The sequence below is a fragment of the Streptomyces sp. NPDC050806 genome, assembly GCF_055586425.1.
Window position 1 is genome coordinate 21,547 of sequence record NZ_JBVJIF010000020.1, and the last position, 23,737, is coordinate 45,283.

Consider the following 23,737-nt stretch of genomic DNA (forward strand, 5'->3'; position numbering starts at 1 on the left):
GCACGGCGGCTCCCGGGCCCTTCAGCGTCCGCTCAGGCCTGCTGCCCGGCGCCCTCCTGTGCGGATCCGGAAACCTCGTTCGGCAGCGCGCCGCCGAAGCGCCGGTCCCGCTTGGCGTACTCCATGCACGCGTCCCACAGGTTCCGCCGGTCGAAGTCGGGCCACAGCACGTCCTGGAAGACCATCTCGGCGTAGGCGCTCTGCCAGATCAGGTAGTTCGACGTGCGCTGCTCGCCGGAGGGCCGCAGGAACATGTCCACGTCCGGCATGTCCGGGTAGTACATGTACTTCGAGAAGGTCTTCTCGCTGACCTTCGACGGGTCCAGCCGGCCCGCCTTCACGTCCTCGGCCATCGCCTGCGCCGCATCCGCGATCTCCGCGCGCCCGCCGTAGTTCATGCAGAAGTACAGCGTGAGGCCGTCGTTGTCCTTCGTCTGCTCCTGCGCGACCTGCAGCTCCTTGGCCACCGACTTCCACAGCTTGGGCATCCGCCCCACCCAGCGCACCCGGATCCCGAGCGCGTCCAGCTGGTCACGCGTCTTGCGGATGAAGTCGCGGTTGAAGTTCATCAGGAAGCGCACCTCGTCGGGCGACCGCTTCCAGTTCTCGGTGGAGAAGGCGTACAGCGAGATGGCCTTCACGCCCATCTCGATGGCGCCCTGCAGCACGTCCAGCACCTGCTCGGCACCGACCTTGTGCCCCTCGGTGCGCGGCAGCCCGCGCTCCTTGGCCCAGCGCCCGTTGCCGTCCATCACGATGGCCACGTGCTCGGGGACCAGCTCACCGGGGATCTTCGGCGGCCGCGCACCGGACGGGTGCGGCTCCGGCGCCTGGTACTCCCGCCGCGAACGGCCCAGAATCCCACGTCGTGCCATGCGTGCCACGTCTCCTAGTTCTTCGGTGGAGCTCTTGAGGGGAGCTCTTGGGTGGTTACTTCTCTACGTAGCGGAGCGAGCGCAGTCCCCGCTCCAGGTGCCACTGCAGATACGCCGCGACCAGCCCGCTGCCCTCCCGGACGTGCCGGGCCTCGGCCGCGTCCGCCGTGCCCCAGTCCCCCGTCAGCAACGCGCTGAGCAGCGCGATCGACTCAGAGGAGGGTACGACGCTGCCGGGCACACGGCACTCCCCGCATATCACTCCGCCCGCGCCGACCGAGAAGAACCGGTTCGGACCGGGCATTCCGCACCGCGCGCAGTCGTCAAAGCTGGGTGCGTAGCCGTTCACGGCGAGCGACCGCAGCAGAAAGGCGTCGAGCACGAGATGCGGGGCGTGCTCCCCGTTGGCGAGCGTCCGCAGCCCGCCCACGAGGAGGAGGTACTGCTGCACCGCCGGCTCGCCCTCGTGGTCGGTGAACCGCTCCGCCGTCTCCAGCATCGCGGTCCCCGCGGTGTACCGGTCGTAGTCCCGCACGATGCCGCCACCGTAGGCGGCGATCGTCTCGCTCTGCGTGCAGAGCGGCAGCCCGCGCCCGATCAGTTCCGAGCCCCGCGCGAAGAACTGCACGTCCACGTGGGAGAACGGCTCCAGCCGGGCGCCGAACTTCGACTTCGTACGCCGTACGCCGCGGGCCACGGCCCGAACCCGGCCGTGCCCGCGGGTCAGCAGCGTGATGATCCGGTCCGCCTCACCCAGCTTCTGGGTGCGCAGCACGACACCGTCATCACGGAACAGACTCATGCGCCCATTGTCGCGTACGGGTGTGCCGTCCCGGCACGGGCGGCCGACGACGGTACGGCGGGCCGGTCAGCCCACCTCGCCGCGGCTGCGGGCGTTCACGTAGGCCGTGGCCGCGCTCAGCCGCTCCTGCGCGGTGGCGTCCCGTACCGCCTCGGGATCGCAGTCCCACTCCCGCCCGCCGCCCACCGGGCGCAGCTGGAGGTACGGACCCTCGCTCCCCATCACCAGTCCCACTCTGCCCGTCCGGGTGTCCACGACGTACGAACCCACCGCGGCGCTCATCGCTCTTCGCTCGCTTCCTTCTCGTGCCGTTGCTCGTGCCATTGCTCGCGCTCCCGCAGCACGGCGATCAGTTTCCGTGCCGTTCCGACCGTGCAGCGTCCGAATTCGACCAGCGGCCGAGGGGTTTCGTACGCGCACGAAATGAGGTCGAGACGGAGAGAGGGGAGCACGACACCGACCCGCGCGAACGCTTCCCGCAATTCCCGCACCGCCGCCTCCGCGTCCCCGATTCTTTCCGCCGCCAACCGCCTGTCCCACTTTCCCGTCACGGTCTTTTCCTCCGGGAGATTTTCGCTGTTCACATCCTCAGGATGCGGGTGCCGATCTAAAATCGGCAGCCGTGCGCGCGCTACAACTGCGCGGCAGGGCGAGGGGGTTAGGCCATGGCCATGACCGGCAAGGGGCGCAACCACGGCGGCCCACGACAGGCCGCCTGGGAATTCTTCGGCGCTGAACTGAAGCGGCGCCGGGAGGCCGCCCAGTTCACCCAGGAGGAACTGGGGAGAAGGGTGTTCGTATCCGGCGGCTACATCGGCCAGTTCGAACAGGCGATCCGAAAGCCACAACTCGATGTAGCGGAAAGGATCGACGAAACCCTACAGACGGACGGCTTTTTCGCCCGCATGTGCGAGAAGCTGATTAATGACTCGCGGTATGCGGAGTACTTCGCTGCCGCGGCCGAGCTGGAGGCGCTCGCGACGAGCATCTGCGACTTCTCGCACGCGCTCGTGCCGGGCCTCATGCAGACACCCGCGTATGCGCGAGCGATCGCATTGGCGAGCAATCCGCTGGCGCCCGACGAATACATCGAGCACATCGTCTCCGCTCGGATGGACCGGGCGTGCCTCCTCAACGACCCGTCGCGGGTCACCTACTGGGCGATCCTGCACGAGAGCGTGCTGCGCATCCCGGTGGGCGGCCACGTCGCCATGGCGCAGCAACTGGACCACATCGCGGGGCTCGCGCGCAGCCGCAAGGTCGTGCTCCAGGTGATCCCGTTCGCGGCCGGGGCGCACGCATCCATGCTGGGGCCGATGAAGCTCATGGAGTTCGGGGACGCTCCGCCAACTGTCTATCTGGAGGCGGAGTATTCGGGAACTCTGGCCGACGATCCGTCCCTGGTGAAGCGTGCACAGTGGACATACGATCTGCTCAGGGCCGCCGCATTGTCGCCGCAGGCGTCCCTGGCCCTGATCGAGTCGGCGGCGGAGGGCTACAGGACAGCATGAGCATCGACCTGACCACCGCGCACTGGCGCAAGAGCAGTTACAGCGACGGGCACGGCGGCGACTGCGTCGAGGTCGCCGACCACGTCGGCCCCGTCATCCCCGTCCGGGACAGCAAGAACCCCCACGGCCCGGCGGTCGTCTTCTCCGCGGACGCGTGGGCCGCGTTCCTCGCGGTGCTCAAGGCGTAAGCCTCAAGACGGCGTACGCGCCGCGGCGAGCAGCCGCTCCGTGTCGGCCTCGTCCAGGGAGAGCGCCGTGCCGACGGTCAGGAGGACCTCGCGCTCCGGCCCGGCGTAGGGGCCGTCCGCGAGGGCGATGCGCGCGCCCTGCAGCAGCAGGGATTCCCGGCCCGCAGGGGCGAGATGCGGGGCGAGCGGCTCCAGCGCTTCGTGGAGCTCTATGGCCAGCGCGGTCCCGCAGGGGTCGAGCCCGTCCCGGCCGTCGTGGTACGTGCCGGGGAGCCGGCCCGTGTCCGCGGCCAGCGCGGCCAGCAGGGAGAGCAGCTGGTCCTCCGTGCACTCGGTGAAGCCGGAGGCGCGTACCACCGAGACCGCCTGCTCGCGGACCGGGCGGGCCGACGTGCCGCCCGCCGCCAGGACCGCGAGGGCCACCGTGTGCACGGCGTCGCGGAGCATCGCGGAGAAGCGGGTGGTGGTCGGGTGGTCCAGGGCGTCGAGGCCGAAGTGGCCGCCGCAGGAGGAGCATTCCAGTACGGGCCCGGCCTCGCCCCGCGGGAGGACGGGGAGTCCGAGCAGGGTCAGCCGGCGCTTGCCCGTGCGGCGGCGGTAGTTGCGATCACCACCGCACTCGGTACAGAAGAACTCGCCGTCGGCGATCGTGCGCCAAGACGTGCGCACGCCCACCAGACCCAGCTTGTGCATCACGTCGAACCTCCGTAACGCCCCCGTAGCCCTTGGCGGGCACAGGCGGTGCCCACACGGCAACGCTGCCGCGCTGACGTGATGTTAGCCACATCAAGTCCGTCGCGTCAGCATGTCGTACGGGGAGATGCGGAAGGCCCCGCCCCTCGTGTCCGCGAGGGGCGGGGCCTTCCGCAGGGCCTCACCGGGGGCCGGAAATCCGGCCCGGCGGTACGGTCCGGGACCCGGCCAGCGGGTTTGCCCGACACACCCGTACGGGCGTCAGCGGCTCGCGCGGTTGACGGCGGAGACGACGGCCTTGATCGAGGCGCGGACAATGTTCGCGTCGATGCCGACGCCCCACAGAACCTTGTCGCCGATCGCGCACTCGATGTACGCGGCGGCCTGGGCGCCGGCGCCCTCGCTCATCGTGTGCTCGACGTAGTCCAGCAGCCGGACGTCGACGTCGATGGCGTGCAGCGCGTCGAAGAACGCGGCCAGCGGGCCGTTGCCGGAACCGGTCAGCACCGTGTCCTGACCGTCGACGACCGCCTCGACGGTCAGCGCGTCGGTGCCCTCGGTCGTCGTGGAGGTCTGCGCGGAGCGCAGCGAGATACGGCCCCAGGCGTTGTCCGGGGTGGGCAGGTACTCGTCCTGGAAGGTGGACCAGATGGCCGCCGGCGTGACCTCGCCGCCCTCGGAGTCGGTCTTCTCCTGGATGGTCCGGGAGAACTCGATCTGCATGCGGCGGGGCAGGTCCAGCTTGTGGTCGTTCTTCAGGACGTAGGAGATGCCGCCCTTGCCGGACTGCGAGTTGACGCGGATGACGGCCTCGTAGGAGCGGCCGACGTCCATGGGGTCGATGGGCAGGTACGGGACCGCCCACTCGAACTCGTCCACGCTCTTGCCCGCGGCGGCCGCCTCGGCCTCCCGGGCGTCGAAGCCCTTCTTGATGGCGTCCTGGTGGGAGCCGGAGAAGGCGGTGTAGACCAGATCGCCCGCGTAGGGGTGGCGCGGGTGGATCTCCATCTGGTTGCAGTACTCGGACGTACGGCGGATCTCGTCGATCTGCGAGAAGTCGATCATCGGGTCGACACCCTGCGAGAACAGGTTCATGCCCAGGGTGACCAGGTCGACGTTGCCGGTGCGCTCGCCCTGGCCGAACAGGCAGCCCTCGACGCGGTCGGCGCCGGCCATCACGGCCAGCTCGGCGGCGGCGACGGCGGTGCCGCGGTCGTTGTGCGGGTGGGTCGACAGGCAGACGTACTCACGGCGGGACAGCTTGCGGGACATCCACTCGAAGCGGTCCGCGTGGGTGGAGGGCGTGGAGCGCTCGACCGTGGCGGGCAGGTTCAGGATGATCTCGCGGCCCTCCTCGGGCTGCCAGACGTCCATGACCGCCTCGCAGACCTCCAGGGCGAAGTCCAGCTCGGTGTCGGTGAAGATCTCGGGGCTGTACTGGTAGCCGAAGATCGTCTCGTCGCCCAGGATCTTCTCGGCGTACTCCATGACCAGCCGCGTGCCGTCCACGGCGATCTGCTTGACCTCTTCCTTGGAGCCGCGGAAGACGACCCGGCGGAAGGTGGGCGCCGTGGCGTTGTACAGGTGGACCGTCGCGCGGTGGGCGCCCCGCAGCGACTCGACGGTCTTCTCGATCAGCTCTTCGCGGGCCTGCGTCAGGACGGAGATCGTCACGTCCTCGGGGATCGCGCCCTCTTCGATGATCGAGCGTACGAAGTTGAAGTCGGTCTCGCCGGAGGAGGGGAAGCCGACCTCGATCTCCTTGTAGCCCATCTTGACCAGCAGGTCGAACATCTCGCGCTTGCGGGCGGGCGACATGGGGTCGATCAGTGCCTGGTTGCCGTCGCGCAGGTCGGTCGACAGCCAGCGCGGAGCCTTGGTGATGCGCTGGTCCGGCCACGTACGGTCAGGAATCTCCACCGCTTCGTAGCGGCCGTACTTGTGCACCGGCATGCCGGACGGCTTCTGCTGGATGGCAGCGGCGGTGACGGGGGTCGGGCGACCGATGGCGTTCTCGGGCTTCGACATGATGCGTAGGGCTCCTCGTAGGTGAACGGGAGGGGGCGCCCCCTGCTCGAAGAGCTCGGGGGAGGCCGACGGGCTTGGGGAACGCAACACCGAACTCCGCGGGGAGGGGGTCGGCCTACGACTACAGGCCCTCGCCGCGGCAGCTAAGGAGAAGCAGCCCGAAACGCATGATGCTCAGCACCCTAGCCGAGACCCAAGGCGAATGGACGTCCCGTATCAGTATGCGGGACTGAAGATCCGTTGTGGCCGTTTAGCGGCCAAGCACACATTCCAGGGAATCTCGGCAGTGGGGAGTGACACAGCTCACACGGGGTGTCACGCTCGCCGCATGGACGCCACTTCCTCGAACACCAGCCATCCGTTCTGCGGGATCGTCCCCCCGCACCTCCTCGATCACCTCTCCCGCGCGGAGAACTCCACGATCTCCGGCCGTGCCCGCCGGACCCTGGAGCACGACGCCCTGCAGCGCACCCGCCGCCGCCTCACCACCGTCCGCGGCATGGCCGCGCCGGCCGAGGCCCGGGCCGGCAGCGACAAGCCGCAGCGCACGATCTACGACGCGGAGGGCCGCGAGACGCTGCCCGGCAAGAAGGTGCGCGGCGAGTCCGACGAGGCCGGTTCCGACTCCTCGGTGAACCGCGCCTTCGCGGGCCTCGGCGCCACCTTCGAGCTGTTCTTCAAGGGGTACGAGCGGCACTCCATCGACGGCGCCGGGCTGCCGCTGGACGCCACGGTCCATTACGGCAAGGAGTACAACAACGCCTTCTGGGACGGCGAGCGGATGGTCTTCGGGGACGGCGACGGCGAGCTGTTCCTGGACTTCACCAGCGCCCTGGACGTGATCGGCCACGAGCTGACCCACGGCGTCACGCAGTACACCGCCAACCTGGAGTACCTCGGCCAGTCCGGCGCGCTGAACGAGTCGGTCTCGGACGTCTTCGGCTCGCTGATCAAGCAGTACTCCCTCAAGCAGACCGCCGAGCAGGCGGACTGGCTCATCGGCGACGGGCTGCTCGGCCCGGAGGTCGACAAGGGCAAGGCGCTGCGCTCGATGAAGGCGCCGGGCACCGCGTACGACGACGACGTCCTCGGCAAGGACCCGCAGCCCGCCACGATGGACGGGTACGTGGAGACCTCGCAGGACAACGGCGGGGTGCACATCAACTCCGGCATCCCCAACCACGCCTTCTACCTCGCGGCGGTGTCGCTCGGGGGCAACGCCTGGGAGCGCGCGGGCCGGATCTGGTACGACGTGCTGACCGGCGGCGAGCTCGCGAAGGACGCCCAGTTCACGGATTTCGCCAAGTTGACGATCGACGCGGCCAAGGCGCGCTACGGCGACCAGGGTGCGGAGCACGAGGCGCTGGTCAAGGCCTGGTCGCAGGTGGGCGTCACCAACAGCCGGGGTCATTGACCCGGGGCGTCCTGAGGAGAAGGCTGCCGTCATGCGGATTCGTGTGAGGCGCACCGGCGGCTTCGCCGGCATCGAGAAGTACGCCGAGATCGACACCGCCGGCCGGGCCGACGCAACGCAGTGGGACGACCTGGCCGAGCGGGCCCTGGCAGAGGGCCGCAGTGAGCCGCCGGTGGGAGTGCCGGACGGCTTCGCGTACCAGATCACGGTCGACGACCGGACGGTGTACTGCGCCGATCCCCGGCTGACCGATCCCCAGCGCAAGCTGATCACCCGGGTGCTGAAGGAAGGCGCGTGACGACGCGTGCCAGGGGTGCGGGCCGGCGGCTCCGCCCGCATTCCTGACACGTCACGCGGGGCGGCACCCTTGACTTGTTACTGAAGGGTCAAGAAGATCCCGCCCATGACGCCGCCGCCCCCGCACCGCCCGTCGCCCGGCTCCCTCCCCCGCTTCCCCGCGGGCTTCCTGTGGGGCGTGTCCACCTCGGCGCAGCAGATCGAGGGCGCGGTGGACGAGGACGGGCGCGGCCGGTCGTCCTGGGACGCGTTCACGGCCGTGCCCGGCCGGGTGAAGGACGGCTCCGACTCCGCCGTTGCCACCGGCCACTACCACCGCTACCGCGAGGACGTCGGCCTGCTCGCGGACCTCGGCGCCGACGCGTACCGCTTCTCGGTCTCCTGGCCCCGCGTCCTGCCCGGCGGCACGGGCCCGGTCAACGCGGCGGGCCTGGACTTCTACGACCGGCTGGTCGACGAGCTGCTGGCCGCCGGGGTGCAGCCGCTCCCCACCCTCTACCACTGGGACACCCCGCAGCCGCTGGAGGAGGCGGGCGGCTGGCTCGTACGGGACACCGCGCACGCCTTCGCCGCGTACGCGGACGTGGTCGCGGCCCGTCTCGGGGACCGGGTACCGCACTGGATCACCCTGAACGAGCCCGCCGAGGTCACCCTGCTGGGCTACGGTCTGGGCGTGCACGCGCCGGGCAGGAAGCTGCTCTTCGACGCGCTGCCCGCGGCCCACCACCAGCTCCTCGGCCACGGCCTCGCGCTCCAGGCACTCCGGGCCCGCGGCGCCGACAGCGTCGGCATCGCCAATTCCCACGGCCCGACCTGGCCGGCCTCGGCGGCGCAGGCCGACCGGGACGCGGCAGACCTCTACGACCTCCTCCTCAACCGCCTCTTCGCCGACCCCCTGCTGCTCGGCCGCTACCCCGACGAGGAACTGGCCGCACTGCTCCCCGGCCCGGTGGCGGAGGACCTGAAGGTCATCTCCCAGCCCCTGGACCGGTACGGCATCAACTACTACCAGCCGACGCTGGTGGGGGCGCCCGACCCGGCGGCCCCCGCCACCGATCTCGCGGGCATTCCGATCCCGCCCGAGCTGCCCTTCGCGCCGCGCGAGATCACGGACCGTCCCCGTACCGCCTTCGGCTGGCCGGTCGTCCCCGAGGCGCTGACCGAGCTGCTCACCACCTTCCACGACCGCTACGCCGCCGCCCTGCCACCCGTCGTCATCACCGAGAACGGCTGCTCGTACGACGGCACCGAGGACCACGAGCGGATCGCCTTCCTCGACAGCCACCTGCGGGCGCTGCACGAGGCGATGACGGCCGGGGTGGATGTCCGGGGCTACTTCGTCTGGTCACTCCTCGACAACTTCGAATGGGCGGAGGGCTACGCGCAGCGCTTCGGCCTGGTCCACGTCGACTACGCCACGCTGGCCCGCACTCCGAAGGCGTCCTTCCACTGGCTGCGGGACGCGCTGCGGGCCCAGCGGTGAGACCGGCGGCGGGCCCGGCGGCGGCTGCGGACGCCCTGGCCGAGCCCGCCGAACGGGTCGGCGGCGGCTGGACGGGCGCCCTCTCCCTCGCCAACGGTGCGCTGTGGGTCGGCTGGTTCGGCCCGCTGCAGATCCTCCTGGCGCTCCAGGCCGCCGAGCTGGCGCCGCCGGGCACCGCCAAGGAATCCGTACTGGCCTGGGTGACCGGCGCGGGCGCCGCCGTCGCACTGGCCGCCACGCCCGTCTTCGGCGCGGTCTCGGACCGTACGGCGTCCCGCTACGGCCGCCGGCGGCCCTGGATCGTGGGCGGCGTCGCCGGGGGCGCGGGCGGACTGGTGCTGCTGTCGGCGGCCGGCACCTGGCCCGTCATGCTGCTGGGCTGGTGCCTGGTGCAGCTCGCGCTGAGCGCCGCGTTCGCCGCCCTCACCGCTGCGGTGCCGGACCGGGTGCCGCGCCGGCAGCGCGGCGCGGTCGGCGGCTGGCTGGGCGTCGCCCAGATCCTCGGCATCCTCGCCGGTACCGGACTCGCCACCGCGGCCGGCGGCATCCCCGCCGGCTACCTCGCCTGCGCCGCCTTCACGCTGCTCGCGCCGCTCCCGTACGTCCTGCTGCACCGCGAGCCGGTACTGCCGGCCGACCGCCGCCCGCCCTTCGTGTGGCGCGCCTTCCTGCACGGCTTCCGGCTCAGCCCGCGCCGCCACCCGGACCTGGCCTGGGCCTGGCTGACCCGCTTCCTGATCAACCTCGGCAACTCACTGGTGCTGCTCTACCTGCTGTACTACCTGCGTGACGCGCTCCACCACCCGGACCCGGAGAGCGGCGTCCTGCTCCTGACGGCCGTCAACGGCGCCCTGCTGCTGGCCACGGTCGTGGTGGCCGGTCACTGGTCGGACCGCGTGGGCCGCCGCAAGCCGTTCGTGCTGTGGGCCGGGGTGCTGATGACGGTGGCCACCGTGCTGCTCGCCTGCTGGCAGACCTGGCCCGGCGCGCTGGTCGCCGCCGCGACGCTGGGCATCGGCTTCGGCGTGTTCACCTCGGTCGACTTCGCCCTCATGACGGACGTCCTGCCGGCCGCAGCGGACCGCGGCAAGGACCTGGGCATCATCAACATCGCCAATTCACTGCCCCAGGTGATCGCCCCGGCACTGGCGGCCCCGGTGGTCCGCTACGCGGGCGGCTACCCCGCGCTGTATCTGACGGCCGCGGCGGTCGGGCTGGCCGGCGCGCTCTTCGTACGCCGTATCCGGGGCGTGGCGTGACCCGTACCGGTGGCCCGGCGTGCCTCAGAAACCGAGCTTGCGCAGCTGCTTCGGGTCCCGCTGCCAGTCCTTGGCGACCTTCACGTGCAGATCCAGGTAGACCGGCGTGCCGAGCAGCGCCTCGATGTGCTTCCGCGACTTCATCCCGACCTCCTTCAGGCGCTTGCCCTTGGGGCCGATGATGATGCCCTTCTGGCTGGGCCGCTCGATGTAGACGAAGGCGTGGATGTCGAGCAGCGGCTTGTCGGCGGGCCGGTCCTCGCGCGGCAGCATCTCCTCGACGACGACCGCGATGGAGTGCGGCAGCTCGTCCCGTACGCCTTCGAGCGCGGCCTCGCGGATCAGCTCCGCGACCATGACCTGCTCGGGCTCGTCGGTGAGGTCGCCCTCCGGGTACAGCGGCGGGCTCTCGGGCAGCATGGGCACCAGCAGATCGGCCAGCAGCCCCACCTGGCTGTCGCCCACCGCCGACACCGGAATGATCTCGGCCCACTCGATCCCGAGCTCCTGCCCGAGCCTGTCGATGGCGAGCAGCTGCTCGGCGAGCGTCTTGGAGTCCACGAGGTCGCTCTTGGTCACGATGGCGACCTTGGGCGTCTTCTTGACCTCCGCCAGCTCACCGGCGATGAACCGGTCGCCGGGACCGATCTTCTGGTCGGCGGGCAGACAGAACCCGATCACGTCGACCTCGGCCCAGGTGGTCCGCACGACGTCGTTCAGCCGCTCGCCCAGCAGCGTGCGCGGCTTGTGCAGACCCGGGGTGTCGACGAGGACGAGCTGCGCGTCCGGGCGGTGCACGATGCCGCGGACGGTGTGCCGGGTGGTCTGCGGCCGGTTGGAGGTGATGGCCACCTTCGTACCGACGAGAGCGTTCGTCAGGGTCGACTTGCCCGCGTTCGGGCGGCCGACGAAGCACGCGAAGCCGGCGCGGTACGGGGCGGAGGAGTCTGTACGAACGCTCATGGCGCCCATTCTCCCCGATCGCGGGCATGACACCGACCACCGGGCCGGTCGGACCGGGCCGGTGGTCGTCGGCCGGGCCGGTCGGCCGGTCCGGTGGTCGTCGGCCGGGCCCGGCCGGTGGTCCGGGCGGGCTGCGGTGGTCAGCCCGCCTTGACGGTCTCGCGCACCACGCCGTCGGGGCCCGCGACCAGCACGGGCGTCTCCGCGCCGCCCAGGTCCCGGACGGCGGCCCGGTCCGCGTCGGCCGCGGTCGCCGCCTCGGTGACCACGGCGGCGGCCTCCAGGGACTGCGCGCCGCTGGCGACGGCCATCGCGACGGCGGTCTGCAGGGCGGACAGCTTCAGGGAGTCCAGCGTCACGGTGCCCGCGACATACGTCCGTCCGGTCTCGTCCCGCACGGCGGCACCCTCGGCGACACCGTTCCGGGCGCGCGCCGAACGGGCGAGCGTGACGATCTTGCGGTCTTCGGGGTCCAGCTCTGCGCTTGCGCTGTCGCTCATGTGGCCGACCCTATCGCTGCGCTTGGCTTGAGCCGACGGGGGCATGGGGGTCGCGTGCGGTGCCGGTCGCTGCCGCGGGGCTTTTCGTACGTTGCCTGGTGCGGCGCCGTTCGCTGCCGCGGGGGCGTCTGAATTTGCCGGGTGCCCCGCCGTTTCGCCTGCGGCGGGCTGTGCCGCTGCGCGGGGCTTGGCGTTACGGGGTCGGGTCTCCGCGGTAGGGGGTCCGGACTGCTTCGCTTTACGTCCGGACCCCCTACCGCTACGACCCGCCCCCTCCCGTCGGTGGTGGGTGGAAGGACAGGTGCGTGCGTCAGCCGGCCACTGAGTACATTCCGCCGCGTCGCAGCAGGAGGCGGAGCTTTGCCTCGGTCTCATCGTCGGGCTGGGCGTTGTGCATGACCACGGTCAGGTCCTGGCGGGAGGGCACTCGCAGCTGTGTGGACTCGAAGCGCAGGGTGCCCACCAGGGGGTGCTCCATTTCCTTCGGGAGCTGGCCGCCGACCGTGACGTCCTGTTGGGCCCACAGGCGGGCGAAGTCCTCGCTGGCTGCCGAGGCCTCCCTCACCACCTCGGCGAAGCCCTCGTCGCCGGGGCGTTCCGAGCAGGCCGCGCGGTACTGGGCGACGACCTGGGGTGCGATCCGCTCCCAGCTCTTCGCGCGGGAGCGGTAGACCGGATCGGTGAAGTAGGCGATCACGCAGTTCGGCGAGACGCCCGGCTGCCCGTGGCCCATCACCAGCCGCGACGCCTCGTTGTACGCGACGGTGTTCCAGTACGGGTCCATGATGTGCGCCGGGAACGGCAGCCACGCGTCGATCATCCGCTGGAGCCCCTCGCAGATCGGATCGCCGTCGTACTCGGAGCGCGGCAGCGGCGGGTTCAGCCCGGCCAGTACGTAGAGATGGCGCCGCTCGGCGTCGCGCAGCTTCAGCACCCGCGCCACCGCGTCCAGCACCTGCGGCGAGACGCTGATGTCGCGGCCCTGCTCCAGCCACTGGTACCAGGAGGCGCCGACGCCGGCGAGGACGGCGACCTCTTCACGGCGCAGCCCCGGCGTACGGCGCCGCCCGCCGTCGGGCAGCCCCGCCTCGGCCGGGCTGACCCGCGCCCGCCGCGCCCGAAGGAACGCACGCAGTTCCTCGCGCCGCCGCGGTTTGTCCTCCCGCATGGCACGCACACTCGTACCGGGCTCCGACACGCCATTCCCCCTGGTCCCTGGCTGGTGGTGCGAACACCACGATAAGTCGCCGCTCCCCACGGGTTATTCCGTGCGGCGAGGCTCTGCACATGCCCACCCAGACCTCCGCCCCCGAGGCCGTACGCCGTCCCACGCCCGCTCCCACCACCGGCATGTCCGGCCGGGACCGGCTCGTCCTCCTCATCCTCTGCGCCGCGCAGTTCATCGTCGCCCTGGACTTCTCCATCCTGAACGTCGCGCTCCCGGTGCTGGGCAGGGACCTCGGCATGGGCCAGGCCGACCTCCAGTGGGCGGTCACCGCCTTCGCCCTCCCGTCCGGCGGCTTCCTCCTGCTCTCCGGCCGGATCGCCGATCTCTACGGCCGCCGCCGGCTCTTCCTCACCGGCCTCGGGCTCTTCGCCGCGGCCTCCGTCCTGGCCACCGTGGCCTGGTCGCCCGCCGTGTTCCTGGCCGGTCGCGCGCTGCAGGGCGTCGGCGCTGCCGTCATCGTGCCGACCGGCATGGCCCTGCTCACCACCACCTTCGCCGAGGGCCCGCAGCGCGAACGCGCCCTGGGCATCAGCGGCACCCTGCTGTCCCTGGGCTTCACCGTCGGCATGGTCCTCGGCGGCGTCCTCACCGACTCCCTCGGTTGGCGCTCGACGATGGGTCTGCTGGCCGTGGCCGGCGCGGGCATCCTCGCCCTGGCGCCCACGCTCCTGACCGAGAGCCTCCGCCCGGACCGCCCCCGGATCGACGTACCGGGCGCCGTCACCGTCACCGGCGGCCTCCTCGCCCTGATCTACGCCCTCTCCACAGCCGCGACGAACGGCTTCGCGCACGCGGATGTCCTGATCACTCTCGTAGCGGGCTTCGCGCTCCTCGCAGCCTTCGTTCTGGTCGAGGCCCGCTCCCCCGAACCGCTGGTATCCCTGCCCATGCTCCGCCGCCCGACGGTGGCGTTCGGCAACCTCGCGGGCCTCACCACGGTCTCGATGATGAGCACCGTCGTCTTCCTCCTGACCCTGTACCTCCAGGAGGTGCTGCACCTCTCGCCCTTCCGCACCGGCCTGATCTTCGGCGTCCAGGGCGTGGTCTCCGCGCTCGCCGGCATCGTGGCCCCCCGCATGATCGCCCGCTTCGGCGCCCGCCGCACGCTGCTGACCGGCCTGCTCGTCCAGGCGACCCTGACCGCCTCCCTTCTGGGCCTGGGCACGGAGGCGCCCTCAGCATGGCTCGCCATGGCAGGCGTCACCTTCGCCTCCCTGGGCCACCTCTGGGTGATCGTCTCCTACGGCGTCACCGCCACATCCGGCCTCCGCAATGAGGAACAGGGCCTGGCAACGGGCCTGGTCACCAGCGCCCAGCAGATCGGCATGACGGTCGGCATCCCCCTGCTGAGCGCCCTGGCCTCCGCCCGGATCAACGCGCTACGCGCCGAAGGAGCCGACTTCGCCACGGCAACCCTCAACGGAGTACGCCTGGCCCTGGCAGCCGACACAGTCATCCTGCTGACGGTCGCCGCCCTGGTCACCTTCGGCCTCCGCAGGCACACCCGCACGGCGTGACGGGGGCCCGTCCTTCCACCCACCACCGACGGGAGGGGGCGGGTCGTAGCGGTAGGGGGTCCGGACGTAAAGCGAAGCAGTCCGGACCCCCTGCCGCGGAGACCCGACCCCGTAACGCCAAGCCCCGCGCAGCGGATCCGCGCCGCAGGCGAAACGGCGGGGCACCCGGCAAATTCAGACGCCCCCCACGCCAGCGGACGGCGCCGCACCAGGCAACGTACGAAAAGCCCCCGCGGCAGCGACCGGCAGCGACCGGCACCGCACCCGACAACGGCGGTGCGGCCTACTCCACCGCGGTCCCCGGCGCCAAAGGCGCCACCGGCTCGACAAGCACCGTGACGATCTTGTTGCGCCGCCCCGCGGGGGACTCCGCGGTCAGCCGAAGGGCCTTGAGCGCAGGGTCGACCGCGTCGTCCGCGAGGTCGACCTCCGCCTGCGCGCCGGCGATCGGTACCCGGCCCAGCAACTTCGCGAGCAGGCCGCCGACCGTTTCCACGTCCTCGTCGTCCAGCTCCAGGCCGTACAGCTCACCGAGGTCGCCGATGTCCAGGCGGGCGGTGACCCGGTACCGGCCGTCACCCAGCTCCTGCACCGGCGGCAGCTCCCGGTCGTACTCGTCGGTGATCTCGCCGACGATCTCTTCGAGAATGTCCTCGATCGTGACGATCCCGGCCGTACCCCCGTACTCGTCAATCACGACCGCAACATGGTTGCGGTCGCGCTGCATCTCCCGCAGCAGGTCACCCGCGTTCTTCGTGTCCGGCACGAACACCGCGGGCCGCATCGCCGTCGACACCAGCTCCGTCTCCGCGTCGCGGCTGATGTGCACCTTGCGGGCGAGGTCCTTGACGTAGACGACACCCACGACGTCGTCCTCGCTCTCCCCCGTCACGGGAATGCGCGAGAAGCCGGAGCGCAGCGCCAGCGTGAGCGCCTGGCGGATCGTCTTGAACCGCTCGACGGACACCAGGTCCGTGCGCGGCACCATCACCTCGCGCACGAGCGTGTCGCCGAGCTGGAAGACGGAGTGCACCATGCGGCGCTCGTCGTCCTCGATCAGCGATTCCTGCTCCGCGAGGTCGACCATGGCGCGCAGCTCGGCCTCGGAGGCGAAGGGGCCCTTGCGGAAGCCCTTGCCCGGGGTGAGCGCGTTACCCAGCAGGATGAGCAGTTGCGGGATCGGCCCCATGATCCGGGCGAGGGGCAGCAGGACGTATGCCGCGGCCGTCGCCGTGTTCAGGGGATGCTGCCGGCCGATCGTGCGCGGCGAGACCCCGACCGCGACGTACGAGACGAGCACCATCACCGCGATGGCGACGGTCACCGCCTCCCACGTCTCGTCGAACCGGCGCACGCACCAGAAGGTGACGACCACGGCGGCGGCCATCTCGCAGCCCACGCGCACCAGCAACGCGACGTTGAGATAGCGCGTCGGATCGGCGGCGACAGCCGCGAGCTTCGTGGCGCCGCGCCGGCTGGACCGTACGGCCTCGTCGGCGCGGAAGCTGGTCGTACGGGCGAGGCCCGCCTCCGCGCAGGCGGCGAGCCACGCGACCACGACCAGGAGGACCGCGACGGCGATCAGTTGGGCGGACACCGCGTCACCGGGTGGTGGGCGCCGGGGAGGGGCCCTCGATGCCGCGCTCGGCCCGCCAGCCGTCGACGATCGCCGCCTGGAGGCCGAACATCTCGGCCTTCTCGTCCGGCTCCTCGTGGTCGTACCCGAGGAGGTGGAGGACGCCGTGGACGGTGAGCAACTGCAGCTCCTCGTCCATGGAGTGCCCGGTCGGCGCGTCCTCGCCCTGCTTCTTGGCGACCTCGGGGCAGAGGACGATGTCGCCGAGGAGCCCCTGCGGGGGCTCCTCCTCGTCCTTGGCCGGCGGCCGCAGCTCGTCCATCGGGAAGGACATCACGTCGGTCGGGCCGGGGAGGTCCATCCACTGGATGTGGAGCTGCTCCATGGCCTCGGCGTCGACGACGATCACCGACAGCTCGGACAGCGGGTGAATGCGCATCCGGGCGAGGGCGTAGCGGGCGACGTCGAGGACCGCCTGCTCGTCGATGTCCGTACCGGACTCATTGTTGACGTCGATTGCCATCGTTGCTCTGCTCAGTGCTTTCCGTTGCGGCTGTCGTACTGCTCGTACGCGTCGACAATACGGCCCACGAGCTTGTGCCGGACGACGTCGGTGCTGGTGAGGCGCGAGAAATGAACGTCGTCGACGCCGTCCAGGATCTCCTGGACCTGGCGCAGGCCGCTCTTCGTCCCGCCGGGCAGGTCGATCTGCGTCACGTCACCCGTGATCACGATCTTGGAATCGAAGCCGAGCCGGGTGAGGAACATCTTCATCTGCTCGGGGTTCGTGTTCTGCGCCTCGTCGAGGATGATGAACGCGTCGTTCAGCGTCCGGCCGCGCATGTACGCCAGCGGCGCGACCTCGATCGTCCCGGCGGCCATCAGGCGCGGGATGGAGTCGGGGTCGAGCATGTCGTGCAGCGCGTCGTAGAGCGGGCGCAGATACGGGTCGATCTTCTCGTAGAGCGTGCCGGGCAGGAAGCCCAGGCGCTCGCCCGCCTCGACGGCGGGCCGGGTCAGGATGATGCGGTTGACCTGCTTGGACTGCAGGGCCTGCACCGCCTTGGCCATGGCGAGGTAGGTCTTGCCCGTACCGGCGGGGCCGATACCGAAGACGACGGTGTGCTGGTCGATGGCGTCGACGTACCGCTTCTGGTTCAGCGTCTTCGGGCGGATCGTACGGCCCCGGTTGGAGAGGATGTTCTGCGTGAGCACCTCTGCCGGGGTCTCGCTCGTCCCGCCCTCGCCGTCCTCCGCCGAACGCAGCATGGCGATCGAGCGTTCCACTGCGTCCTCCGTCATCGGCTGTCCGGTGCGGAGCACCAGCATCATCTCGTCGAACAGGCGCTGGATCAGCGCGACGTCCGCGGGATCTCCGACCGCGCTGACCTCGTTGCCACGGACGTGGATGTCGACCGCCGGAAAGGCGTTCTCGATCACGCGCAGCAACGAGTCCCCGGACCCCAGGACCGTGACCATGGGGTGCTTGGGCGGGACGGTGAACTGGGCGCGCGCCTGCTGATTGGTGGGTGTCTGCGTCATGGGCCGGCTCTGTGGCCTGCTGATCCCCATTTCTACGTAGCGATGCCTGCGGCTCTCCTGAGCACGTCCAGGGTACGACGCGGCACCGACATCGACGGAGAACTTTTGTGGGCGGCCCGATGACGGCCCCGGGGAGAGCCCCCGGCACACACCCGTCCCGCGCCTGCTCCGCGCGGCGAAAGCCGATCGCGGAGAGGGGCGCGGCCGCTCACTCTCGGGGCGAATCGAACGGACGTCGCCCCCTTGCTCAGGGGTTACCCACAAGGCCCGGGGGGTTACCCAAAAGGCTCGGCACGCATCCGTCGTCGCTGTTGCGGTGCCGTTGCATCGGTCGCCGGTGCCGTCGCGTCCGTCGCCAGTGGCCTCACTCCGTCGCCGGTGCCGTCACCTCGTACGGCGAAAGCCGATCGTGGGGAGGGCCCGGGCCAGGGGCCACTGGCGGTAGGCGGCCGGGAGGACGCCCTCCAGGAAGGCGTACCGCTCCCGCAGCGGCAGGACGCCGCGGTCGCCGTTCCCCGTCCCCTCCAGCGCGTCCGTGTGGTGATCGCGGACCTGCTGCCACCACGTGGCGATCTCCGACCAGCCGGGCGCCGAGAGGGACCCGCCGAACTCCTGTACCGACAGCGCGGCCGTCAGCCCCGCGAACGCCAGCCGGTCGGCCAGCGGCCACCCCGCGAGCGTGCCCGTCACGAAGCCCGCCACGAAGACGTCGCCGGCACCGGTCGGGTCGAGCGCCTCCACCGCGATCGCCGGCACCTCGGCGCTCTCCCCGGTCCGCGCGTCCACCGCGCAGGCGCCCCGCGCGCCCATCGTGACCACCGCGACCGGCACCAGGTCGGCGAGCTTCCGGGCGGCGGCCTGCGGCGAGTCCGTACGCGTGTACCGCATCGCCTCCTCGGCGTTCGGCAGGAACGCCTCGCAGTGTTCGAGGTCGGCGAGGTCGGCCGGATCCCAGCGTCCGGTGTCGTCCCAGCCCACGTCCGCGAAGATGCGGGCACCACGTCCCGCCGCGCACCCCAGCCAGCCCTCGCGGCGCCCCGGCACCAGCGAGGCCACGCAGGCGCGTGACGGGGGCGGGCAGCCGGGCGCGTGCCCGCCGTCGAACGCGGACTCCGGGGGCGGCGCCTCGTGCCCGTGCGAGACCATCGTGCGCTCGCCCTCGTACGCCATCGATACGGTCACCGGCGAGTGCCACCCGGGCACCTTCCGCGACATCGACAGGTCGATGCCCTCTCCCTGGCGCAGCGCGTCCCAGCAGTACTCGCCATACATGTCGTCCCCGAAGGCCGCCGCCAGCGAGGTGTGCAGGCCCAGCCGGGCCAGCGCCGTCGCCATGTTGGCGACCCCGCCGGGGCTCGAACCCATGCCGCGCGCCCAGGACTCGGTGCCGCGGACGGGCGCCGAGTCCAGCCCGGTGAAGATGACGTCGAGGAACACCGTGCCCGTGAGGTAGACGTCCGTGGCCGGGTCCTGCGGCCCGCGTACGGCGGCGAGCGGGTCGAGCACCGTCGGCACGGGACTCGTGGGAGCGAACCGTTCTCCGTCTTGAGCGCTCACCTTGCCTGCCCCTTTCGTCCGTGCGCGTCACGCCAGTGTGCCGGATGACGGGGCCGCACGGCCGCCGGCGGGGCGGGTTCGGGTCCACGTTCGTGCGGTGGGTTCCGGCACTTTCGTGCGGTACGTTCCGGCCCATGAGGCTCACGATTCTCGGTGGCGGCGGTTTCCGGGTACCGCTGGTCCACCGCGCGCTGCTCGACGACCCCACGCGCGCCGTGACGGAGGTGACGCTGTACGACACCGACGCGAACCGGCTGCGGGTGATCGCGGCCGTCCTGGAGCAGCAGGCGGCGGGGCGCGAGAAGCCGGTGAAGGTACGGCTCGCGACGGACCTCGACGACGCCCTGCGCGGCGCGGACTTCGTCTTCTCCGCGATCCGCGTCGGCGGTACGGCGGGCCGCGTCGCCGACGAGCGGATCCCGCTCTCCGAGGGCGTGCTCGGCCAGGAGACGGTGGGCGCGGGCGGCGTGCTCTACGGGCTGCGCACCATCCCCGTGGCGCTGCGGATCGCCGAGCGCGCCGCGGCGCTGGCACCGGACGCCTGGATCATCAACTTCACCAACCCGGCGGGCATGGTCACCGAGGCGATGGCGGAGGTGCTGGGCGACCGGGTCATCGGCATCTGCGACTCGCCGGTCGGCCTGGTGCGGCGCGCCGCACGCGCGGCGGGCGCCGACCCGGACGCGGTGCGGTACGACTACGTGGGGCTCAACCATCTCGGCTGGCTCCGCTCGTTGACCGCCGGCGACGGCCGCGATCTGCTTCCGGGGCTGCTCGCCGACCCCGAAGCGCTCGGGTCGTTCGAGGAGGGGCGGCTCTTCGGGGCGGAGTGGCTGCACGCCCTCGGGGCGCTCCCCAACGAGTACCTGCACTACTACTACTTCCGCCGCGAGACGCTCGCCTCCGTACGGGAGTCGGACGAGCCCCGCGGCGCCTTCCTCGACCGGCAGCAGGGCGGCTTCTTCGAGGCGGCGGCGGAGCGCCCGGAGGACGCGTACGGGCTGTGGGAGCGCACGCGCCTGGAGCGCGAGGAGACGTACATGGCCGAGAGCCGGGAGGCGAGCGGCGGCTGGCAGCGCGACAGCTGCGACCTGGAGGGCGGGGGGTACGACCGGGTGGCGCTGGCCCTGATGCACGCGATCGCCGACGACCGGCGGACCCGGCTGATCCTGAACGTGCGCAACGGTACGACCGTTCCGGCGCTCGCTCCCGAGGCGATCATCGAGACGGTGTGCGAGGTGGGGTCGGGCGGCGCCACCCCGCTGCCGTGCGCGCCGCTCCGCGAGGACCAGTTGGGGCTGATGCTCCAGCTGAAGGCGGTGGAGCGGGCGGCCGTGGAGGCGGCCGTCTTCAAGGACCGCGAGGCGGCGCTACGGGCCCTCGCGCTGCACCCGCTGGTCGACTCCCCCGCCGTGGCCGCCCGCATCCTGGAGCGGGCTACGGGCTGAGCGGGCGACGGGCTGGGCGGTACGCGGGCCGAGCGGGAGGCGGACCGGGCCGTAGGCGGACCGGGCCGTAGGCGGACCGGGCCGTAGGCGGACCGGCCTCAGGCGGACCGGGCGGTCGGGCGCTGGCGGTTGACGGTCTCGGTCAGCTGGGCGAGGCGGCGCTGCACGTCGTCGCGGGCACCGCTCTTGCCCGGCACCCGGCCGCGCAGGTTCGCCAGCTCCACGCCCAGGTCCTGGATGCTGTCCCGGTCGCTGACCTGGTGCCAGCAGTGGTGGGCGCGGTCCACGGCGGCCGTGACCTCGGGGTCCGTGGCGTTCTGCCCGCCGGCCAGCCGGACGTGCGCGGACCGCATCCACAGCCCGCTCGCCCGTGCCGGCTCCTCGGCCTGGCGCGCCAGCTCGGCCTGTACCTCGATCCAGTGCACCGCCTCGGGCGACACGGGCCCGTGGCTCCGGAGCGCCGCCTGCTCCCAGGCGGCGGCCATCGCGGCGGCCTCGCCGTGCCGCCCGGCGGCGGCCGCGGCGAACACCGCGTGGTGCGGCTCCTCGACGGGCGCCGCACCCGGCACCGGGGGTATCGCCGCCACCACGGGAATCGGCGGCCGCGCGGGCATGGGCGGCAAGGGCACGGGGGTGGCGGCGGGAGCGGGGTCGAGGTCGGGGGCAGGGGCGGTGCCCTTCGGGGACTCGGAGCGCTGCGCCTCGGGGGCCGCATGATGCGCCGCCTGGGGCGCCGCGGGGGCCACCGCCTCGGGGGCTGCGGGTGCCGCCCCTTCAGAAGCCTCGGAACGCTGTGCCTCGGGGGCCGCGGGTGCCGCCGCCTCGGGTGCCTCGAAACGCTGCGCCTCAGGGGCCTTGGAGAGCTGCGTCTCGGGGGCCTTGGAGAGCTGCACCTCGGGGGTCTCGGAGGGCGCCGCCTCGGGCGCCTCGGGAAGCGTCGCCCTCGGGGAGGCCGGCGTGGCCGCGGGGGCCAGCTCATAGTCGTCCGACTCCGGCGCGGACTCCGACGCCGACGCCGCCCCCGACGCGGCGGCCGTGGTCCCCGCCGCCCCGTAAGACACGTCAGCCTCGTACGCGGCCTCCGGCGTCGGCTCCGGCTCAGCCGCCGCGGCAGCCGCAGGCCCCGGCTCGGGCGCGGCCGCGCCGTAAGCCAGCACCGGCGCGCTGTACTCCAGCCCAGGCGCGTCGTACTCCGGCACCGGCCCGCCGTACTCGGCAACAGGCGCGTCGTACTCGGCGGCCGCCGGCGCGCCGTACTCGGCCGGGGCGAAGGCATCCGGCGCGCCGGGCGCCATCGGCGCGGGCCCCGCGGCAGGCGTGGCCGCCGGCCACCCGCCCGGCGCCCCGTTGACGCCCGACCCCCCGTTGACGGCCGACGCCCCGTTGACGGCCGGCGCCCCGCCCAGCCACAGCGTCGTCGCCCCGTCCAGGGCGGCGGTGCGCGCCACGTGGGCGTGCAGTTCCTCCGTACCGGGCCGTTGGTGCGCCGCGCGCAGCGCCTGCGCGAGGGCCTGGGTGTACGCCGGCTGCGGCCGGCTCCGCTTGTCGGTCCGCTGCACCGTGCCGTACAGCAGGAACGGTCCGCCCAGCGACAGCTGCCCCGCGCCCAGTTGCTGCCAGACCTCCGGCGCCGCCGCCAGATCGGCCACGACCGTGGTGCTGCCCGGCGGCCGGTGCTGGAGCTCCGCGGCGAGCCAGTGCCACGGCAGCGCCGTGTACCGGACCGTGCGCGGCGCGGTCCGGGCCAGCGCCAGGTGCGGTCTGCCCTGCCGCGCGTCCACCTGGAGGTGCCCCGCCAGATAGATGAACAGCGGGCCCTCGACGCCGGCCGCGGTGCGGATGTGGGTCAGCACCGTGTTCGGGTCGTCGGGATTGGCCAGCTGCACGGCACTGGCGTACGCGGCACCCACGAGGTGCGCCGGCGGAACGGCGGCCAGCTGCGGCAACACGGTGGTCGCCGGCAGTGCCCGCCGTACCGGCGGATCGGCGGCAATCAGCAATGCGTATCCGTGCGCGGTCGGTGCTGTGCTGGTTGCCATACCGAGCACGGTAACCGGCCCGCCTGACAGAGTGCAGGGGATAGCGGCGCAAAGGTTCGAAAACCGGCAGCAAGTGACACCGCTACGGCCCCGTCTCAGTGGCCCCGCGCGATCCACTCCTCCACGTGCGGCGCCTCGTCCCCGATGGTGGTGCTGTCGCCGTGCCCGGTCAGCACCTTCGTCTCGGGCGGGAGGGTCAGGAGCCGTTCGCGGATGGACTCGACGATGGTCGGGAAGTCCGAGAATGATCGCCCGGTCGCGCCCGGCCCGCCCTGGAAGAGCGTGTCACCGCTGAACACGACCCCCAGGTCGGGCGCGTGGAAGCAGACCGCGCCCGGCGCGTGTCCCGGCGTGTGCAGCACCGTGAGGTCCGTACCGGCGATGGTCAGCACCTGTCCGTGCGCCAGCTCCCGGTCCGGCGCCCCGCTCGGATAGGTCTGCTTCCACAGCGGCAGGTCGTCGGGGTGGAGATGGATCGTCGCGCCGGTACGGGCCGCCAGCGCGGGCGCGGCGTCGATGTGGTCGTCGTGCGCGTGCGTACAGAGGATCGCCCGCAGCCGCCGTCCGCCGAGCGCGGCGAGGATCGCGTCGGCGTCGTGCGCCGCATCGATGACGACCGCTTCCTCGTCATCGCCGACGATCCAGACGTTGTTGTCGACGTCCCACGTGCCCCCGTCGAGGGAGAACGTGCCGGAGGTGACGAGGTGTTCGATCCGGGCGGTCATCAGAGCACCACCACCGAACGCAGAACGTCGCCCTCATGCATCCGCGCGAACGCCTTCTCCACGTCCTCGATCCCAATCGTCTCCGTCACAAA

General features: G+C 71.8%; 23 protein-coding genes. 8 read left to right on the plus strand and 15 right to left on the minus strand.

All coding sequences use genetic code 11. The annotated features are described in order from the left end of the window. Positions 1-32 precede the first annotated feature (32 nt). The 4 genes from ACZ6WH_RS38315 to ACZ6WH_RS38330 all read right to left on the minus strand — a co-directional run bounded on the left by ACZ6WH_RS38315 (position 33) and on the right by ACZ6WH_RS38330 (position 2,261). Positions 33-875, minus strand: coding sequence for an isoprenyl transferase (locus ACZ6WH_RS38315; protein ID WP_399720484.1), 843 nt, complete (start codon positions 873-875; stop codon positions 33-35). A gap of 55 nt (positions 876-930) precedes the next feature. After that, positions 931-1,677 carry a DNA repair protein RecO gene (gene recO / locus ACZ6WH_RS38320; protein WP_432854129.1) on the minus strand — a complete coding sequence of 249 codons (747 nt, stop codon included), beginning with the start codon at positions 1,675-1,677 and terminating at the stop codon, positions 931-933. A 66-nt stretch (positions 1,678-1,743) separates the two neighbouring features. Beyond that, positions 1,744-1,959: a hypothetical protein gene (locus tag ACZ6WH_RS38325; RefSeq protein ID WP_361557421.1), complete on the minus strand. Its 216-nt coding sequence runs from the start codon at positions 1,957-1,959 to the stop codon at positions 1,744-1,746. After that, on the minus strand, positions 1,956-2,261 hold the full coding sequence (locus ACZ6WH_RS38330; RefSeq protein ID WP_469734718.1) for a hypothetical protein: 306 nt from the start codon (positions 2,259-2,261) through the stop codon (positions 1,956-1,958). Before ACZ6WH_RS38330 ends, ACZ6WH_RS38325 begins: the two co-directional genes overlap by 4 nt. A gap of 81 nt (positions 2,262-2,342) precedes the next feature. Here ACZ6WH_RS38330 and ACZ6WH_RS38335 point away from each other — a divergent pair, with 81 nt between their 5' ends. Both ACZ6WH_RS38335 and ACZ6WH_RS38340 read left to right on the plus strand, forming a co-directional pair. After that, on the plus strand, positions 2,343-3,188 hold the full coding sequence (locus ACZ6WH_RS38335; protein WP_469734720.1) for a helix-turn-helix domain-containing protein: 846 nt from the start codon (positions 2,343-2,345) through the stop codon (positions 3,186-3,188). Beyond that, positions 3,185-3,376, plus strand: a complete 192-nt coding sequence (locus ACZ6WH_RS38340) for a DUF397 domain-containing protein (RefSeq protein ID WP_469734722.1) — start codon at positions 3,185-3,187, stop codon at positions 3,374-3,376. The genes ACZ6WH_RS38335 and ACZ6WH_RS38340 overlap by 4 nt, the downstream gene beginning before the upstream one ends. A gap of 3 nt (positions 3,377-3,379) precedes the next feature. Here the strand turns inward: ACZ6WH_RS38340 and ACZ6WH_RS38345 are convergent, their stop codons facing one another. Both ACZ6WH_RS38345 and leuA read right to left on the minus strand, forming a co-directional pair. Further along, entirely contained in the window at positions 3,380-4,069 is a 690-nt protein-coding gene (locus ACZ6WH_RS38345) for a TerB family tellurite resistance protein (protein ID WP_469734724.1), read from the minus strand. A gap of 261 nt (positions 4,070-4,330) precedes the next feature. Then, a complete protein-coding gene (gene leuA, locus ACZ6WH_RS38350; RefSeq protein ID WP_469734726.1) occupies positions 4,331-6,097 on the minus strand; it encodes a 2-isopropylmalate synthase in 1,767 nt (588 codons plus the stop codon). A gap of 328 nt (positions 6,098-6,425) precedes the next feature. Between leuA and ACZ6WH_RS38355 the strand changes: the two genes are divergently transcribed. The 4 genes from ACZ6WH_RS38355 to ACZ6WH_RS38370 all read left to right on the plus strand — a co-directional run bounded on the left by ACZ6WH_RS38355 (position 6,426) and on the right by ACZ6WH_RS38370 (position 10,550). Continuing rightward, complete coding sequence (locus tag ACZ6WH_RS38355) at positions 6,426-7,511, plus strand: M4 family metallopeptidase (RefSeq protein WP_469734728.1); 1,086 nt, start codon at positions 6,426-6,428, stop codon at positions 7,509-7,511. 31 nt (positions 7,512-7,542) lie between these two features. Then, positions 7,543-7,809 carry a protealysin inhibitor emfourin gene (locus ACZ6WH_RS38360; protein ID WP_399720457.1) on the plus strand — a complete coding sequence of 89 codons (267 nt, stop codon included), beginning with the start codon at positions 7,543-7,545 and terminating at the stop codon, positions 7,807-7,809. 105 nt (positions 7,810-7,914) lie between these two features. Continuing rightward, entirely contained in the window at positions 7,915-9,291 is a 1,377-nt protein-coding gene (locus ACZ6WH_RS38365) for a GH1 family beta-glucosidase (protein WP_469734730.1), read from the plus strand. Further along, positions 9,288-10,550, plus strand: coding sequence for an MFS transporter (locus ACZ6WH_RS38370; RefSeq protein ID WP_469734732.1), 1,263 nt, complete (start codon positions 9,288-9,290; stop codon positions 10,548-10,550). The genes ACZ6WH_RS38365 and ACZ6WH_RS38370 overlap by 4 nt, the downstream gene beginning before the upstream one ends. 24 nt (positions 10,551-10,574) lie before the next feature. Here the strand turns inward: ACZ6WH_RS38370 and era are convergent, their stop codons facing one another. From era to ACZ6WH_RS38385, 3 genes are all read right to left on the minus strand, one after another. Continuing rightward, a complete protein-coding gene (gene era / locus ACZ6WH_RS38375; RefSeq protein WP_432854161.1) occupies positions 10,575-11,513 on the minus strand; it encodes a GTPase Era in 939 nt (312 codons plus the stop codon). A 140-nt stretch (positions 11,514-11,653) separates the two neighbouring features. Beyond that, the gene (locus ACZ6WH_RS38380) at positions 11,654-12,013 is read right to left on the minus strand and encodes a cytidine deaminase (protein ID WP_469734734.1); all 360 of its coding nucleotides are present in this window, start codon (positions 12,011-12,013) and stop codon (positions 11,654-11,656) included. A gap of 310 nt (positions 12,014-12,323) precedes the next feature. Beyond that, positions 12,324-13,181 (minus strand): helix-turn-helix transcriptional regulator, encoded by an 858-nt coding sequence (locus tag ACZ6WH_RS38385; protein ID WP_469734736.1) that lies wholly within the window; start codon positions 13,179-13,181, stop codon positions 12,324-12,326. Positions 13,182-13,300: 119 nt separating this feature from the next. Here ACZ6WH_RS38385 and ACZ6WH_RS38390 point away from each other — a divergent pair, with 119 nt between their 5' ends. Next, positions 13,301-14,758 carry an MFS transporter gene (locus ACZ6WH_RS38390; RefSeq protein ID WP_469734738.1) on the plus strand — a complete coding sequence of 486 codons (1,458 nt, stop codon included), beginning with the start codon at positions 13,301-13,303 and terminating at the stop codon, positions 14,756-14,758. A gap of 283 nt (positions 14,759-15,041) precedes the next feature. On the opposite strand, the gene ACZ6WH_RS38395 is transcribed toward ACZ6WH_RS38390, so the two are convergent. From ACZ6WH_RS38395 to ACZ6WH_RS38410, 4 genes are all read right to left on the minus strand, one after another. Further along, positions 15,042-16,355, minus strand: a complete 1,314-nt coding sequence (locus ACZ6WH_RS38395; RefSeq protein ID WP_432854173.1) for a hemolysin family protein — start codon at positions 16,353-16,355, stop codon at positions 15,042-15,044. 4 nt (positions 16,356-16,359) lie between these two features. Further along, positions 16,360-16,857, minus strand: a complete 498-nt coding sequence (gene ybeY / locus ACZ6WH_RS38400; protein ID WP_052869606.1) for an rRNA maturation RNase YbeY — start codon at positions 16,855-16,857, stop codon at positions 16,360-16,362. 11 nt (positions 16,858-16,868) lie between these two features. Beyond that, positions 16,869-17,876 carry a PhoH family protein gene (locus ACZ6WH_RS38405; protein WP_432854176.1) on the minus strand — a complete coding sequence of 336 codons (1,008 nt, stop codon included), beginning with the start codon at positions 17,874-17,876 and terminating at the stop codon, positions 16,869-16,871. Between the two features lie 384 nt (positions 17,877-18,260). Then, the gene (locus ACZ6WH_RS38410; RefSeq protein WP_469734741.1) at positions 18,261-19,433 is read right to left on the minus strand and encodes a carbohydrate kinase family protein; all 1,173 of its coding nucleotides are present in this window, start codon (positions 19,431-19,433) and stop codon (positions 18,261-18,263) included. 134 nt (positions 19,434-19,567) lie between these two features. On the opposite strand from ACZ6WH_RS38410, the gene ACZ6WH_RS38415 reads away from it, so the two are divergent. Beyond that, positions 19,568-20,881 (plus strand): family 4 glycosyl hydrolase, encoded by a 1,314-nt coding sequence (locus tag ACZ6WH_RS38415; protein ID WP_432854182.1) that lies wholly within the window; start codon positions 19,568-19,570, stop codon positions 20,879-20,881. A 98-nt stretch (positions 20,882-20,979) separates the two neighbouring features. Here ACZ6WH_RS38415 and ACZ6WH_RS38420 read toward each other — a convergent pair whose 3' ends face one another. Both ACZ6WH_RS38420 and ACZ6WH_RS38425 read right to left on the minus strand, forming a co-directional pair. Further along, positions 20,980-22,920 (minus strand): hypothetical protein, encoded by a 1,941-nt coding sequence (locus ACZ6WH_RS38420; protein WP_469734744.1) that lies wholly within the window; start codon positions 22,918-22,920, stop codon positions 20,980-20,982. 95 nt (positions 22,921-23,015) lie between these two features. Continuing rightward, entirely contained in the window at positions 23,016-23,645 is a 630-nt protein-coding gene (locus ACZ6WH_RS38425) for an MBL fold metallo-hydrolase (RefSeq protein ID WP_469734746.1), read from the minus strand. Positions 23,646-23,737 lie beyond the last annotated feature (92 nt).